At 68.6% G+C, this 13,924-nt stretch carries 14 protein-coding genes; 10 read left to right on the top strand and 4 right to left on the bottom strand.

All coding sequences use genetic code 11. The annotated features are described in order from the left end of the window. Positions 1-11: 11 nt before the first annotated feature. The 4 genes from ACSVDM_RS01925 to ACSVDM_RS01940 are packed head-to-tail and all read right to left on the bottom strand — an operon-like array spanning position 12 to position 4,246. The gene (locus ACSVDM_RS01925; protein WP_439262262.1) at positions 12-791 is read right to left on the bottom strand and encodes an ABC transporter permease; all 780 of its coding nucleotides are present in this window, start codon (positions 789-791) and stop codon (positions 12-14) included. Beyond that, a complete protein-coding gene (locus ACSVDM_RS01930; RefSeq protein WP_174550292.1) occupies positions 788-1,723 on the bottom strand; it encodes an ABC transporter ATP-binding protein in 936 nt (311 codons plus the stop codon). Before ACSVDM_RS01930 ends, ACSVDM_RS01925 begins: the two co-directional genes overlap by 4 nt. Further along, complete coding sequence (mptB, locus tag ACSVDM_RS01935; RefSeq protein WP_439262264.1) at positions 1,717-3,474, bottom strand: polyprenol phosphomannose-dependent alpha 1,6 mannosyltransferase MptB; 1,758 nt, start codon at positions 3,472-3,474, stop codon at positions 1,717-1,719. The genes ACSVDM_RS01930 and mptB overlap by 7 nt, the downstream gene beginning before the upstream one ends. 31 nt (positions 3,475-3,505) lie before the next feature. Next, entirely contained in the window at positions 3,506-4,246 is a 741-nt protein-coding gene (locus ACSVDM_RS01940) for a rhomboid family intramembrane serine protease (protein WP_439262266.1), read from the bottom strand. 345 nt (positions 4,247-4,591) lie between these two features. On the opposite strand from ACSVDM_RS01940, the gene ACSVDM_RS01945 reads away from it, so the two are divergent. From ACSVDM_RS01945 to ACSVDM_RS01990, 10 genes are all read left to right on the top strand, one after another. Then, a complete protein-coding gene (locus ACSVDM_RS01945) occupies positions 4,592-6,067 on the top strand; it encodes an FAD-dependent oxidoreductase (RefSeq protein WP_439262268.1) in 1,476 nt (491 codons plus the stop codon). 314 nt (positions 6,068-6,381) lie between these two features. Then, the gene (locus ACSVDM_RS01950; protein WP_371851999.1) at positions 6,382-7,158 is read left to right on the top strand and encodes a helix-turn-helix transcriptional regulator; all 777 of its coding nucleotides are present in this window, start codon (positions 6,382-6,384) and stop codon (positions 7,156-7,158) included. After that, complete coding sequence (gene sufB / locus ACSVDM_RS01955) at positions 7,155-8,591, top strand: Fe-S cluster assembly protein SufB (RefSeq protein ID WP_067493700.1); 1,437 nt, start codon at positions 7,155-7,157, stop codon at positions 8,589-8,591. The genes ACSVDM_RS01950 and sufB overlap by 4 nt, the downstream gene beginning before the upstream one ends. Beyond that, complete coding sequence (gene sufD, locus ACSVDM_RS01960; RefSeq protein ID WP_439262270.1) at positions 8,591-9,769, top strand: Fe-S cluster assembly protein SufD; 1,179 nt, start codon at positions 8,591-8,593, stop codon at positions 9,767-9,769. Before sufB ends, sufD begins: the two co-directional genes overlap by 1 nt. 33 nt (positions 9,770-9,802) lie before the next feature. Then, positions 9,803-10,570, top strand: a complete 768-nt coding sequence (gene sufC / locus ACSVDM_RS01965) for a Fe-S cluster assembly ATPase SufC (protein WP_067636002.1) — start codon at positions 9,803-9,805, stop codon at positions 10,568-10,570. A gap of 5 nt (positions 10,571-10,575) precedes the next feature. After that, positions 10,576-11,838: a cysteine desulfurase gene (locus tag ACSVDM_RS01970; RefSeq protein WP_439262273.1), complete on the top strand. Its 1,263-nt coding sequence runs from the start codon at positions 10,576-10,578 to the stop codon at positions 11,836-11,838. 3 nt (positions 11,839-11,841) lie between these two features. Further along, positions 11,842-12,318, top strand: a complete 477-nt coding sequence (sufU, locus tag ACSVDM_RS01975) for a Fe-S cluster assembly sulfur transfer protein SufU (RefSeq protein WP_067636000.1) — start codon at positions 11,842-11,844, stop codon at positions 12,316-12,318. After that, positions 12,318-12,710 (top strand): metal-sulfur cluster assembly factor, encoded by a 393-nt coding sequence (locus tag ACSVDM_RS01980; protein ID WP_067493905.1) that lies wholly within the window; start codon positions 12,318-12,320, stop codon positions 12,708-12,710. The genes sufU and ACSVDM_RS01980 overlap by 1 nt, the downstream gene beginning before the upstream one ends. A gap of 171 nt (positions 12,711-12,881) precedes the next feature. Continuing rightward, complete coding sequence (locus tag ACSVDM_RS01985; protein ID WP_181698061.1) at positions 12,882-13,316, top strand: DUF4189 domain-containing protein; 435 nt, start codon at positions 12,882-12,884, stop codon at positions 13,314-13,316. Positions 13,317-13,495: 179 nt separating this feature from the next. After that, positions 13,496-13,924: a DUF4189 domain-containing protein gene (locus ACSVDM_RS01990; protein WP_439262276.1), complete on the top strand. Its 429-nt coding sequence runs from the start codon at positions 13,496-13,498 to the stop codon at positions 13,922-13,924.

Raw genomic sequence — 13,924 nt, forward strand, 5'->3', positions numbered from 1 at the left:
CGTTGGTCACGTCAGCTGAAGCGGAACAACCGGGTGGCCAGTGACCCGCACACCACGCCCCACACCGCGAGTACCGCGACGCCGAACCAGTCGATCGACCCGGCCAGAGCCGCTTCCAGGGCGTAGGCCAGCGCGCCGGAGGGAACCAGGCGCGCGATCACCGTCAGCGCGGCGGGCACCGTGTCGACCAGGACGAGACTGGCGATACCGAGCATGACGAACCACAGGATATTGGCCAGAGCGAGCACGATCTCGGCCTTGAGCGTGCCGCCGAGCAGCAACCCCATCGCCGCGAAGGTCGCCGTGCCGAGCGCGATCACCAGCGCGCCGAGGGCCAACCCGCCCGCACCAGGACGCCACCCGAGCGCCATCCCGATCGCCCCGAGCAGCACCGCCTGCAGCACCACCACGATCAGCACGGCGGCACACTTGCCCGCGATCACACCCCAGCGCGGGAGCGGGGTGGCGCCGAGCCGTTTGAGGGCGCCGTAGCGGCGGTCGAAGCCCACCGCGATGGCCTGACCGGTGAACGCGGTCGACATCACCGCCGTCATCATCACCATCGGCACGACCCGGTTCACGCGGTCGGTACCCAGATCGCCGAACGGCAGCAGGGTGAGCCCGATCAGCAGGGTGATCGGGATGAACATGGTGAGCAGCAGCTGTTCGCCGTTGCGCAGCAACAGTTTCAGCTCGAGCGTGGTCTGCGCGACGAGCATCGCGGCGCGCGAGGCGGGGCGCGGGTCGGGGGTGAAGGTGCCGGGCTGGAACCGGCTCACGGTCTCGGTCATCCGCGCAGGTCCCGTCCGGTGAGTTCGAGGAAGACGTCCTCGAGGCGTCGCTGATCGATGCGGATGTCGGTGGCGAGCACGTCCATCCGCGCGCACCAGGCGGTCACCGTCGCCAGTACCTGCGGGGTGATCTCACCCTCGACCAGATAGGTGCCCGGCGTGGTCTCGTGCGGCGAGAACCCTTCGGGCAGAGCCGATTTCAGTAGCTCGATATCGAGTTTCGGTGGGGCGCAGAACCGCAGCTGACCGGCGGCGCCGTGCGCGGTGACCTCGGCGGGGGTGCCCTGGGCGACGATCTCACCGTGGTCGATGATGACGAGCTGGTCGGCGAGCTGTTCGGCCTCGTCCATCATGTGCGTGGTGAGCACGACGCTCACCCCGTCGCGGCGCAGGGCATCGATCAGTTCCCACACGATCAGCCGGGCCTGGGCGTCCAGACCGGCCGTCGGTTCGTCGAGGAACACGATCTCCGGCCTGCCGACCAGGGCGCAGGCGAGGGCGAGGCGCTGCTGCTGACCGCCCGAGAGGCGCCGGTACGGGGTGCGGCGGTTGTCCTGCAGGCCGAGGGTGCGCAGCAGCCAGTCGGGGTCGATGGGGTCGGCGGAATAGGCGGCGACCAGGTCGAGCATCTCGCCCGCGCGGGCGCCGGGGTAGGCGCCGCCGCCCTGCAACATCACCCCGATGCGTGGCCGCAGCTGTTCGGAGTCGGCGATCGGGTCGAGACCGAGCACGCGGACCGTGCCAGCGTCGGGGCGCACGAAGCCCTCGCACATCTCGACGGTGGTGGTCTTACCGGCGCCGTTGGGGCCGAGCAGCGCGAAAACCTGCGCCTGCTCCACGTCGAAACGCAGGCCGTCGACCGCGGTGGTGTCGCCGTAGCGCTTGACCACGCCGTCGACGCTAACGGCGGGTCCCGGGCTTCTCGTCACGATGTGACACGGTAAGCCGTGGCCTCCTGTGACGGAGCCGACACCCCCGCCTGGGCCCGCCACGGCAGGGTGTGCCGGGTGAGGACGTAGAACAGCGCGAAGCACACCGCGGCCGCCAGGGCGGCGCCGATGATCTGGAACACCTGGAATTCGGCACCACGCGGCATGACGAGCATCGACACCACCGCCGAGAACGCCACGGCGGGCACGCGGAACACCGGTTGCGTGGCCCAGGCGGCGAGCGGGACGATCGCCCACAGCAGGTACCAGGGCTGGACCACCGGGAACAGCAGCACGATCGCACCGAGCGACACACCGAGCGCGCCCACCGGGTGCAGGCGGCCGGTGCCGGTCGCCACCAGCATCCGCACCGTCACATAGCCCGCGACGAGCCCCGCGATGGGCCGGGTGATCGACAGCAGTGCCGTGGTGTGGTCGCCGAGCCCGAGCAGCACCCCGCCGAAACCGGTGATGACACCGATCACCGTCGGCAGCGACATCCAGCTGCGCACCGCGTTGGCGACGCTGAGGGTGAACACCCACCCGAAGCCGAGCCCACTGGCCCAGCTCACGAAAAGCGTTGTCGCCCCGGCGATCACACCCAGCAGGGCGGCGGCCTTGACGACGGCGAGCAGACTGCCGCCCCAGCGCCGGGCCAGCGCCATCCCGACGAAGCCGAGCGCGATGATGGAGGTGAATTTGATCGACGACGACAGCGTGATCACCACCGCGCCGCCGATCAGCAGGGCGTAGCCGCGGGCGTCCAGTGGTGGCATGGCGCCGTTGAGGCTGTCGCGCCGTCCGCCGTCGCCGTAGATGGCGCGCAGCGTGAGCTCCATGCCCGCCAGCATCAGACCGATCATCAGCGCGTCGTTGTGCACGCCGCCGACCAGATGGAACAGCACGAGCGGGTTGGCCGCGCCGAGCCACAGCGCGCTCACCGGCGCCACCCCGCAGCGCACCGAGAGCCGGGGCAGCGCCCACACGATCAAGGCGACGCCCGCGAGCGCGAGCAACCGGTGCACCCACACGCCCGCGATGATGTTGTCGCCGGTCAGCTCGGCGATACCGCGCCCGATCCACAGGAAGAGCGGGCCGTAGGGCGCCGGTGTGTCACGCCAGATGGTCGGCACATTGTTGGTGAGGACGTTGTCGATCCCGAGCCCGGCGACGGGCCCTTCGGCGTACGGGTCGATGCCGCGCGCGGCGATCTCGCTCTGGGCCAGGTAGGAGTAGACGTCGTTGCTGAACATCGGCGGTGCCACCGACAGCGGGATGATCCACAGCAGCAGTGTCCGGTCGAGCTGGGATCGGGTGAGCCGGTGCAGCGGCGATCCGGCCAGGCCGCCGATCGCGAAGCGGCCCAACAGCAACCAGGCCCCGATCACCAGCACGGTGCCGAACATGCACATCGCCAGCGACCCGGTGTGCGCGCGGGCGAAGATGCCGAGCACCCGTACACCGGAGACCGGATTCTGGTGCACGGGCTGCGCGCCGATGCCGAGCGCGGCGATGGCCATCAGCACGGCACCGGTGGCGCCCATCAACCGGATGCGGTCCAGCTGGGCGCGTTCGCGTTTGTCGAGGCCGGGGACCTCGGTCTCGTCGCGGTGCAGGGCCGCGACGGTGTGATCGGGCGCGGGCACGTCGAACCCGAGGGCTCGCCGCCCGAACGCCAGTGTCTTGCGCGCCGCGCCCTCCAGTACCGCCACGGGGTCGAAGCCTAGTGCGCCCGGCCGTGATCGTTGTGGCACCGGTCGGCGTCGCCGCCCCGACCTGCGCGAATCAGGCGGGACCGACGAACACCGGGTCGGTGCGTACCCAGAGCGCGGCCGCGACAACGACGGCCAGACAGATCACCGCGACCAGGCCCATCGCCACCCAGCCGATGCGCTGCGCCGACCGAAGGTCCCGCGCCGACAGCCAGCCGGGAACGAACAGGATGCCCAGCGCGCTGAGCGTGCCCGCCGCCAGCCCGCCGAGGTGACCCCACAGCGAGATCCCCGGCAGCGAGAAGCTGATGAGCACGTTGACGCCGATCACCACCAGCATCGGAGTCGGGCTCTGCCGCAAGCGGATCAGCGTCACCGTCACGGCGCCGAACAGGCCGTACACCGCGCCCGACGCGCCCGCGGTCATGGTGTACGGATCCGACAGCGCCATCACCGCCGCCGAACCGCCGAGCAGTGAGACCAGATACAGGCAGCCGTAGGTGACCCGGCCGAGCACCTGCTCGAGGTCGCGGCCGACGACGTAGAGCGCGAACATGTTGACCAGCAGATGGATCGCGCCGTAGTGCAGGAACCCCGAACCGAGTACCCGCCACCACTCACCGTCGGCGACCAGCAGCGGGACCAGCACGAACTCGCCGAACACCGACGAACCCCGATGGTTCTGCATCGGGTTGCCCGCCTGCGCGGCGGTCACCAGGTAGACCAGGACATTGATCGCGATCAGCCCGTAGGTCACCATCGGTACCGGCGACGCGCCTGCCCGGGCGCCCGCGACGGTGCGCACCTGCCGCACGTCGCGCTGACCCTGCCGAACGCAGTCAACACAGTGCTGGCCGACGGCGGCCGGCTGTAGGCATTCGGGGCAAGCGGGGCGGCCGCAGCGAGTACACGCGAGGCCGGTCGGCCGGTCGGGGTGGCGGACGCACGTCTGTGCGGGCGGGTGGGACACATGGTCATCGTGCCATGAGTCACCGACACGAGCGGGCTGCGAGAACGTCGTCGGTCGGCGGCTCGCCCACGGTCCCCGGCGACGGCAGACGATCTGTACCTCGGCGAGGCGCACGGGTCGGCCGAGGGGTGCGGCGGTCGCGGTGGGCGTGTCCGGTTTCGACCGGCCCGGCCGGGCTATGCGCTCCCCATGACGTCTCTGTGGTTGAACAACGCCGAAGTCCCCGCTCGGTTACGGCTGACCCCCGGTTCGCACTTCGACACCGTCGTCCTCGGCGCGGGCATCGTCGGGTTGACGACCGCGCTGCTACTGGCCCAGCGTGGCCGCGAGGTGGCGGTGATCGAGGCGAAACGGGTCGGCGCGGGCACCACGGCCGCGTCGACGGCGAAAGTCTCGCTCCTGCAGGGCACCCGGGCCCAGACCATCGCCCGCAGGCACGGCATCGCGACCCTCTCGCGCTACGTCGCCGCCAATCTCGACGGGTTCGACTGGCTGCTGGATTTCTGCGCCGGACGCGACCTCGCCGTCGAGCGCGTGGCCGCCTACACCTATGCCCAGAACGAATCCGAGATGTCCGCTGTCCGGGCGGAATTCGAGGCGACGCGGTCGGCCGGACTGCCCACCGACCTGGTCGACGACGTCGACGTTCAGTTCCCGCTCCACGGTGCCGTGCGGCTACGCGAGCAGGCCCAGCTCAACCCGATGGCCTTCCTGGCCGCCCTCGCCGCCGAAGTCGAAACCCAGGGCGGGTCGATCTTCGAATCGACACGCGCACAACGGCTTCGCCACCACGACGGCCGGGTGGTGATCGGTACCGAACACGGCGAGGTGGATGCGAACAACGTCGTCGTCGCGACCGGAACACCGATCTTCGACCGGGGCGGCTACTTCGCCCGCGTCACCGCCCAGCGCTCCTATCTGGCCGCGTTCAAGGTGCCAGGTCCGGTGCCGGAGGAGATGTATATCAGTGCGGGACAACCGATCCGGTCGCTGCGCCGCTACCCGGCCGACGACGTGCTCCTGGTCGGCGGCAGCGGTCACGAGGTGGGCCGCGAGGATTCCGCGGAGGCCCACGTGCAAGACCTGCTCGACTGGACCGGCCGGTGGTTCCCGGGCGCGGAACTGCTGCACCGCTGGTCGGCGCAGGATTACCACCCCGTGGGCGAACTTCCCTACGTCGGCCCGCTCGTTCCCGGTCGCGAGGAAGTCCTCGTCGCCACCGGGTTCGCCAAGTGGGGTTTCACCAACGGCGCCGCCGCCGCGCTCGCCCTCGCGGGCCGCATCACCGGCGACGCTCCGAAATGGGCCGACACCCTCTCCGCCTGGCGGCTCGGCGAAGTCGCCTCCCTCCCGGCGGGTGCCCGCGCCAACGCGACCGTCGCCCGCTACCTGTCCACCGGCTGGCTGCACCTGCTCGGCGCCGACGAGCACAGCATCCCCCCGGAAGGCTGCGGCCGCGTCGAACGCCACGGGCTCCACCCCACCGCCGTCTCCACCGTCGACGGCGTCACCACCGAGATCTCCGCGATCTGCCCCCACCTGGGCGGCATCCTCCACTGGAACGACGCCGAACGCACCTGGGACTGCCCCCTGCACGGCTCCCGCTTCGAACCCGACGGCGCCGTCATCGAAGGCCCGGCCACCCACCCCCTCTCTCCCCGCTGAGCTGGACAACCGATCACCACGCTCTGGTGGTGACGTCTCGCGAGAGCCTCCCGCCACCAGGGCGTGGTGTTCGAGGGCCCAGGTCGGGTATGCGCTGGTCTCGGGATTGCTCGCCGGGGCGTGCGGAGATCTGCCGGGTGTGCGATGAGTCACCTCGCGGTCGGTGAACGGGTCGGCGGGTAGGGGTCGCACCTGGGGTTTTGCGAAGGCCGTGCGGTGGTGTGACGTCTTCGTCGCAGGTCAGGGTGCCCTTGGAAAGGTGACCCTTATTAGATTTAGGGAAGTAATTCCGCCACACTGGTGTTGTGAAAACCGTGGGTTTGCGGACAGGCGTGGAAGGGACCGGTCGTAAGACGACCGGCACCCGGTCGTCTGCTGTGCCCGCGCACGAGGGGCAGACCCGGGCGGCCATCGTCCAGTTGCTGCTCGAGCAGGGTCCGATCACCGCCACCGCCATCAGTGCCGAACTCGGGCTCGCGCCCGCGGGGGTGCGCAGGCACCTCGACGCGCTGATCGACGCAGGTCAGGCGCGTGCGAGCCGGTCGGCGCCGTGGCAGCAGAAGGGGCGCGGCAGGCCCGCCAAGCAATACCAGCTCACCGCGGCCGGACGTGGCAACCTCGGCCACGCCTACGACGACCTGGCAGGCGCCGCGATTCGTCAGCTCGGTGAGATCGGTGGCGACGAGGCGATCAGCGAGTTCGCCCGCAAACGGGTACGCACGATCGTCGACGGCATCGAGCCGGTCGCCGAGCACAGCGCCCCCGTGATCGAGGCCAAGGTCGAGGAGATCGCCGAGGCGTTCGCCGACGCCGGTTTCGCCGCGACCACCCGCCAGGTGGGTGCCGGTGTGCAGATCTGCCAGCATCATTGCCCGGTGGCCCACGTGGCCGAGGAGTTCCCGCAGCTGTGCGCCGCCGAACTGGACGCTTTCCGCGACCTGCTCGGCACCCACGTGCAGCGACTTGCGACGATCGCCAACGGCGATTGCGCCTGCACCACCCACGTGCCGCTGGTCGCGGTGCCGAAAATCCCATCCGCCGCACAGCCCGCGGCGGGACGAACGAACGACTCCGGAAGGAGTGCCGAATGACGACGACCACCGACCAGGTGCAACCGCTGACCCAGGACGAGACCATCGCCTCGCTGGGTAACTACGGTTACGGCTGGGCCGATTCGGATGTGGCCGGTGCCAGTGCGCAACGCGGCCTGTCGGAGGCTGTCGTTCGCGACATCTCGGCCAAGAAGAGCGAGCCGGAGTGGATGCTCGACATCCGTCTCAAGGCCCTGCGCATCTTCGATCGCAAGCCCATGCCGAACTGGGGTTCCAACCTCGACGGCATCGACTTCGACAACATCAAGTACTTCGTTCGCTCCTCGGAGAAGCAGGCCGAGAGCTGGGAAGACCTGCCCGAGGACATCAAGAACACCTACGACAAGCTCGGCATCCCCGAGGCGGAGAAGCAGCGTCTGGTCTCCGGTGTCGCCGCGCAGTACGAGTCCGAGGTCGTCTACCACTCCATCCGCGAGGACCTGGAGAAGCAGGGCGTCATCTTCCTCGACACCGACACCGCGCTCAAGGAGCACCCGGAGATCTTCCAGGAGTACTTCGGCTCGGTGATCCCCGCCGGTGACAACAAGTTCTCCGCGCTCAACACCGCCGTGTGGTCGGGTGGCTCGTTCATCTACGTGCCGCCGGGCGTGCACGTCGACATCCCGCTGCAGGCCTACTTCCGGATCAACACCGAGAACATGGGCCAGTTCGAGCGGACGCTGATCATCGTCGACGAGGACGCCTACGTCCACTACGTCGAGGGCTGCACCGCGCCGATCTACAAGTCCGACTCGCTGCACTCCGCGGTCGTCGAGATCATCGTGAAGAAGGGCGGCCGCTGCCGCTACACGACCATCCAGAACTGGTCCAACAACGTCTACAACCTGGTCACCAAGCGGGCCAAGGCCGAGGCGGGCGCCACCATGGAGTGGGTCGACGGCAACATCGGCTCCAAGGTCACCATGAAGTACCCGGCGGTCTGGATGACCGGCGAGCACGCGCACGGCGAGGTCCTCTCCGTCGCGTTCGCCGGCCCCGGCCAGCACCAGGACACCGGCGCCAAGATGCTGCACCTGGCCCCGCACACCTCCTCGACCATCGTGTCGAAGTCGGTGGCGCGTGGCGGCGGTCGCGCGTCGTACCGCGGTCTGGTCCAGGTCAACAAGGGTGCCAACGGCTCCAAGTCGACGGTGAAGTGTGACGCGCTGCTGGTCGACACGATCAGCCGCTCCGACACCTACCCCTACGTCGACATCCGCGAGGACGACGTGACCATGGGCCATGAGGCCACGGTCTCCAAGGTGTCCGAGGATCAGCTGTTCTACCTGATGAGCCGCGGTCTGACCGAGGACGAGGCGATGGCCATGGTGGTGCGCGGCTTCGTGGAGCCCATCGCCAAGGAACTGCCGATGGAATACGCACTGGAACTGAACCGGCTCATCGAGCTGCAGATGGAAGGGGCCGTGGGCTGATGTCGACGCTCGAGACGCCGACCCAGAACCCGGGCGCGGGCGCCGCGGTCAACAAGGGCGAGGTGTTCACCTCGTTCGATGTCGACCAGTTCGAGATCCCGTCGGGTCGTGACGAGGCGTGGCGGTTCACCCCGCTGCGCCGGCTGCGCGGCCTGCACGACGGCACGGCCGTGCGTGACGGTCAGGCCACCGTCGAGGTGAGCGAAGTCGCCGGTGTCACCGTGGAAACGGTCGACCGCACCGACGCCCGGCTCGGCCAGGCCGGTACCCCCGCCGATCGTGTTGCCGCCCAGGCCTATTCGGGCTTCGAGACGGCCACGGTCATCACCGTCGGCAAGGAGACCGAGGTTTCCGACCCCGTCACCGTGACCGTCACCGGTCCGGGTGAGGGCAAGACCGCCTACGGTCACCTGCAGATCCGACTGGACAACTTCGCCGTCGCCACGATCGTGCTCGATCAGCGCGGCAGCGGAACCTACGCCGAGAACGTCGAATTCGTGCTTGGTGACAGCGCCAAGCTCACCGTCGTCGCCGTCCAGGAATGGGCCGACGACGCCGTGCACGTCACCGCGCATCACCTGAAGCTGGGTCGCGACGCGAACCTGCGGCACGTGTCGGCGACCCTCGGCGGCGACCTGGTCCGCCTGTCGGGCACCGTGCGCTACGCCGGTCCCGGCGGCGAGGCCGAACTGTTCGGCCTGTACTTCGCCGACGCGGGCCAGCACTTCGAGCAGCGGCTGCTGGTCGATCACGCCGAGCCCAACTGCAAGTCCAACGTGCTGTACAAGGGTGCGCTGCAGGGTGACCCGTCCTCGCCGAAGGGCGACGCCCGCACGGTCTGGATCGGCGATGTGCTGATCCGTGCCGCGGCCGAGGGCACCGACACCTACGAGGCGAACCGCAACCTGGTGCTCACCGACGGCGCCCGCGCCGATTCCGTGCCGAACCTGGAGATCGAGACCGGTGAGATCGCCGGTGCCGGACACGCCAGCGCAACCGGCCGCTTCGACGACGAGCAGCTGTTCTACCTGCGCGCTCGTGGCATTCCCGAGGACGTCGCCCGCCGCCTGGTCGTGCGTGGTTTCTTCTTCGAGATCATCCAGAAGGTCACGGTCCCCGAGGTCCGGGAGCGGCTCGAGGCGGCCATCGAGGCCGAACTCGCCACTGTCGGTATCTGACACCCACTTACTGCAACGAAGGATTCGAATTCGATGACCACCTTGGAAATCAAGGACCTGCACGCGGAGATCACCACGCCGGAGGGTGAGTCCAAGCAGATCCTCAACGGCGTGAACCTGACCGTGAAGTCGGGCGAGACGCACGCCATCATGGGCCCCAACGGCTCGGGCAAGTCCACGCTGTCCTACGTGATCGCCGGACACCCCAAGTACACCGTCACCCAGGGCACCATCACCCTCGACGGCGAGAACGTCCTGGACATGTCGGTCGACGAGCGCGCCCGCGCCGGCCTGTTCCTGGCCATGCAGTACCCGGTCGAGGTCCCCGGTGTCTCGATGTCGAACTTCCTGCGCACCGCCGCCACCGCCGTGCGCGGTGAGGCGCCGAAGCTGCGCACCTGGGTCAAGGAGGTGAAGGAGTCGATGAAGGAGCTCGACATCGACTCGGCCTTCGCCGACCGCTCGGTGAACGAGGGCTTCTCCGGTGGCGAGAAGAAGCGCCACGAGGTTCTGCAGCTCGGCCTGCTCAAGCCGAAGATCGCGATCCTCGACGAGACCGACTCCGGCCTCGACGTCGACGCGCTGCGCATCGTCTCCGACGGCGTGAACCGCTACAAGGAGCGCGAGGACGGTGGCGTCCTGCTGATCACGCACTACACCCGCATCCTGCGCTACATCAAGCCCGACTTCGTGCACGTGTTCGTCAACGGCCGCATCGTGGCCGAGGGTGGCTCCGAGCTGGCCGAGGAACTCGACGCGAACGGGTACGTGCGCTTCACCTCCGCGACCACTGGAGCCTGACAACCATGACCGCTGTGTCCGTCCCGGGGTCGGCCCTCGACGTGGCCCGCATCCGGGCCGACTTCCCCATCCTGCACCGCACGGTGCGGGACGGGAAACCGTTGGTGTACCTGGATTCCGGTGCCACCTCGCAGCGCCCGCTGCAGGTGCTCGACGCCGAGCGCGACTTCCTGCTCACCCGCAACTCGGCGGTGCACCGCGGTGCGCACCAGCTCGCCGAGGAGGCCACCGACTCCTATGAGGACGCGCGGGAGGTCATCGCGCGCTTCGTCGGTGCCGACGCGGGCGAGATCGTGTTCACCAAGAACGCGACCGAGTCGCTGAACCTGGTGGCCAATGCCTTCGGTGACGACCGGTTCCCGTACAAGGTCGGACCCGGCGACGAGATCGTGATCACCGAGCTCGAACACCACGCGAATCTCGTGCCGTGGCAGGAACTCGCGCGTCGCACCGGTGCCACGCTCAAGTGGTACGGGGTCACCGACGACGGACGCATCGACCTGGATTCGCTCGAACTGTCGCCCGCGACAAAGGTTCTCGCGTTCACCCACCAGTCCAACGTCACCGGTGCGGTGGCTCCGGTTGCCGAATTGGTCCGGCGGGCAAAGGAAGTCGGCGCGCTGGTCGTGCTCGACGCCTGCCAGTCGGTGCCGCACCTCGGGGTCGACTTCCGTGAGCTCGGCGTCGATTTCGCCGCGTTCTCCGGTCACAAGATGTTCGGCCCGATGGGTGTGGGCGGCCTGTACGGCCGTCGGGCGCTGCTCGAGGAGACCCCGCCGTACATCACTGGCGGGTCGATGATCGAGACCGTCACCATGGAGAAGACCACCTACGCGCCGCCGCCGCAGCGCTTCGAGGCGGGCACCCCGATGACTTCGCAGGTCGTCGGTCTGGCCGCCGCGGTGCGGTATCTCGAGGATCTCGGCATGGACGCGATCGCCGCGCACGAACACGCGCTCACCGGTGCCGCGCTCGAGGGTCTGGGCGCCATCGAGGGTGTGCGCATCATCGGGCCCACCGAGAACGTGGATCGCGGTGGCGCGGTGTCGTTCGTCGTCGACGGGGTACACGCCCACGACGTGGGGCAGATCCTCGACGACCAGGGTGTCGCCATCCGGGTCGGGCACCACTGCGCGTGGCCGCTGCACCGACGCTTCGGTGTGGCCGCGACCGCGCGGGCGTCCTTCGCCGCCTACAACACGCTCGACGAGGTCGACGCACTGGTCACGGCCGTGCGGAAGGCTCAGACCTTCTTCGGAGTTGCATAGAACATGCGCATGGAGCAGATGTACCAGGAAGTGATCCTGGACCACTACAAGCACCCGCACCACCGCGGGCTGCGGGAACCGTTCGGTGCCCAGGTGCACCACGTGAACCCGACCTGCGGTGACGAGGTGACCTTGCGCGTGCACATCGACGACGCGGGCGAGGTCGCCGATGTCTCCTACGACGGTCAGGGCTGCTCGATCAGCCAGGCCGCCACCTCGATCCTCACCGATCAGGTGATCGGACTGCCGGTGCAGCAGGCGCTGAAGGTGGTCGACTCCTACAGCGAGATGATCTCGAGCCGGGGCACCGTCGAGGGTGACGAGGACATGATCGGCGACGGTATCGCCCTCGCCGGTGTCGCCAAGTACCCCGCGCGCGTGAAGTGCGCACTGCTGGGGTGGATGGCGTTCAAGGACGCTGTCGTGCAGATCGCCTCGGCCGAAGATGCCAAGCCTGCCATGGGAAATGGGGATGCGTGATGAGTGAGACCAAGGCTGACGAAGCCACGACCGAAACTGCCGCGCCCACTCCCGAAGCGGAGTTGACGCCCGAGCAGATCCAGCACATCGCCGATCTGGAAGAGGCCATGCGCGATGTGGTCGACCCCGAACTCGGGATCAATGTCGTCGACCTCGGCCTCGTGTACGGCATGTCCGTCGACGACGCCAACATCTGCACCCTCGACATGACGCTCACCTCGGCGGCCTGCCCGCTGACCGACGTCATCGAGGACCAGTCCCGCAACGCCCTGGTGCGCAGCGGCCTGGTCGAGGACCTGAAGATCAACTGGGTCTGGATGCCCCCGTGGGGTCCCGACAAGATCACCGACGACGGTCGCGAACAGCTGCGCGCCCTCGGATTCACGGTCTAGACAACACGTTTCGCCGCAGGCCCGGACCCCGCGTGGGTGCCGGGCCTGCGGCGTTTCCGTGTCCGTGTCGAAACGTGAAGTGCGTCACTCCGGTTGGCGGGCGGTGGTCCGAGGATGGTCCACTTGTCGGTTCCGCGATCGCGGAACTGTTTGTCAGAGGAGAACTTTCGAATGAGTTTCATGGGTAAGGCCGGCTTCGCCGTCGCGGCGCTCGGTCTTGCGGCCGGTTCGGTGTTCGGCGCCGGTGCCGCGAACGCGCAGAGCATGTTCGGCGCGATCGCTTTCAGCACGACCGATTGGACCTACGGGTCCAGCAGCAGCTGGCCGAGCGAGCAAGAGGCGCGCGAGCAGGCGATCGCGAGCTGCGGCACCAACGGCGCCGCCGACTGCAAGGTCATGATCTCGTGGGCGAACGGCTGCGGCACACTGGTCGTCAGCGACGACGGCGTCGCGGCGGCCTCGGGGCGCACCGCGGCCGAGGCCACGCGCGCTGCGTTCGAACGGCTCTCCGAGCTCACCCCGACCGCCCAGCTCGCGAACTTCGGGTCCTCGGACCTGAGTGGCGCCAAGGTCGCCCGCGTGGTCTGCACCGCGAACGCGCGCTGATCGACAGCACGACGCGGGCCCGGATCCTCTCGCAGGATCCGGGCCTGCCGTGATTCCGTCGGTGATGTGCCGACGTCGGTGATGTGAGATTTCGCGTTTCGGTTGGCCTTTCGCGCGAATTGCATGATGATCTGGAAAGTTCCGGACTTCCGGAACAGTTTCCAGAGGAGAACATTCGAATGAGTTTCACGAGTAAGGCCGGCTTCGCCGTTGTGGCACTCGGCCTTGCGGCCGGGTCGGTGTTCGGTGCCGGTTCGGCGAGTGCGGCGGGTGACCAGTGGGGCGCCATGGCTGTGGACGCCGACTGGTCGAACTACGGCCGTTCGGTCGACTACCCCACCCGCGCCGAGGCCGAGGCCGCCGCACTGGATCAGTGCGGCGCGGACGGCTGCGCCATCGAGGTGTCCTGGGTGAACGGCTGCCTGGCCCTGGTGGAGAACGAGCAGTACATCGCCTGGGGCAAGGGCTCGAACCGCGCCGAGGCCGAGCGGGAGGCCTACCTCGCGCTCACCGAGGGCACCCCGCAGAACCTGCTCGTCAACCTCGGCTCGTCGCAGATGGCGGGCGGCACCGTGATCGAAACAGTCTGCACCACCAACGCGAGCTGA

Source organism: Nocardia sp. JW2 (assembly GCF_051843015.1).
In the GTDB taxonomy this organism is placed as follows: domain Bacteria; phylum Actinomycetota; class Actinomycetes; order Mycobacteriales; family Mycobacteriaceae; genus Nocardia; species Nocardia coubleae.

What these genes read in the sequence shown, in the direction of transcription:
- ACSVDM_RS01990 (WP_439262276.1), top strand. Translation starts at nt 13,496, where the DNA reads ATGAGTTTCACGAGTAAGGCCGGCTTCGCCGTTGTGGCACTCGGCCTT.
- sufC (WP_067636002.1), top strand. Translation starts at nt 9,803, where the DNA reads ATGACCACCTTGGAAATCAAGGACCTGCACGCGGAGATCACCACGCCG.
- sufU (WP_067636000.1), top strand. Translation starts at nt 11,842, where the DNA reads ATGCGCATGGAGCAGATGTACCAGGAAGTGATCCTGGACCACTACAAG.
- ACSVDM_RS01925 (WP_439262262.1), bottom strand. Translation starts at nt 791, where the DNA reads ATGACCGAGACCGTGAGCCGGTTCCAGCCCGGCACCTTCACCCCCGAC.
- sufB (WP_067493700.1), top strand. Translation starts at nt 7,155, where the DNA reads ATGACGACGACCACCGACCAGGTGCAACCGCTGACCCAGGACGAGACC.
- sufD (WP_439262270.1), top strand. Translation starts at nt 8,591, where the DNA reads ATGTCGACGCTCGAGACGCCGACCCAGAACCCGGGCGCGGGCGCCGCG.
- ACSVDM_RS01970 (WP_439262273.1), top strand. Translation starts at nt 10,576, where the DNA reads ATGACCGCTGTGTCCGTCCCGGGGTCGGCCCTCGACGTGGCCCGCATC.
- ACSVDM_RS01945 (WP_439262268.1), top strand. Translation starts at nt 4,592, where the DNA reads ATGACGTCTCTGTGGTTGAACAACGCCGAAGTCCCCGCTCGGTTACGG.
- ACSVDM_RS01980 (WP_067493905.1), top strand. Translation starts at nt 12,318, where the DNA reads ATGAGTGAGACCAAGGCTGACGAAGCCACGACCGAAACTGCCGCGCCC.
- ACSVDM_RS01985 (WP_181698061.1), top strand. Translation starts at nt 12,882, where the DNA reads ATGAGTTTCATGGGTAAGGCCGGCTTCGCCGTCGCGGCGCTCGGTCTT.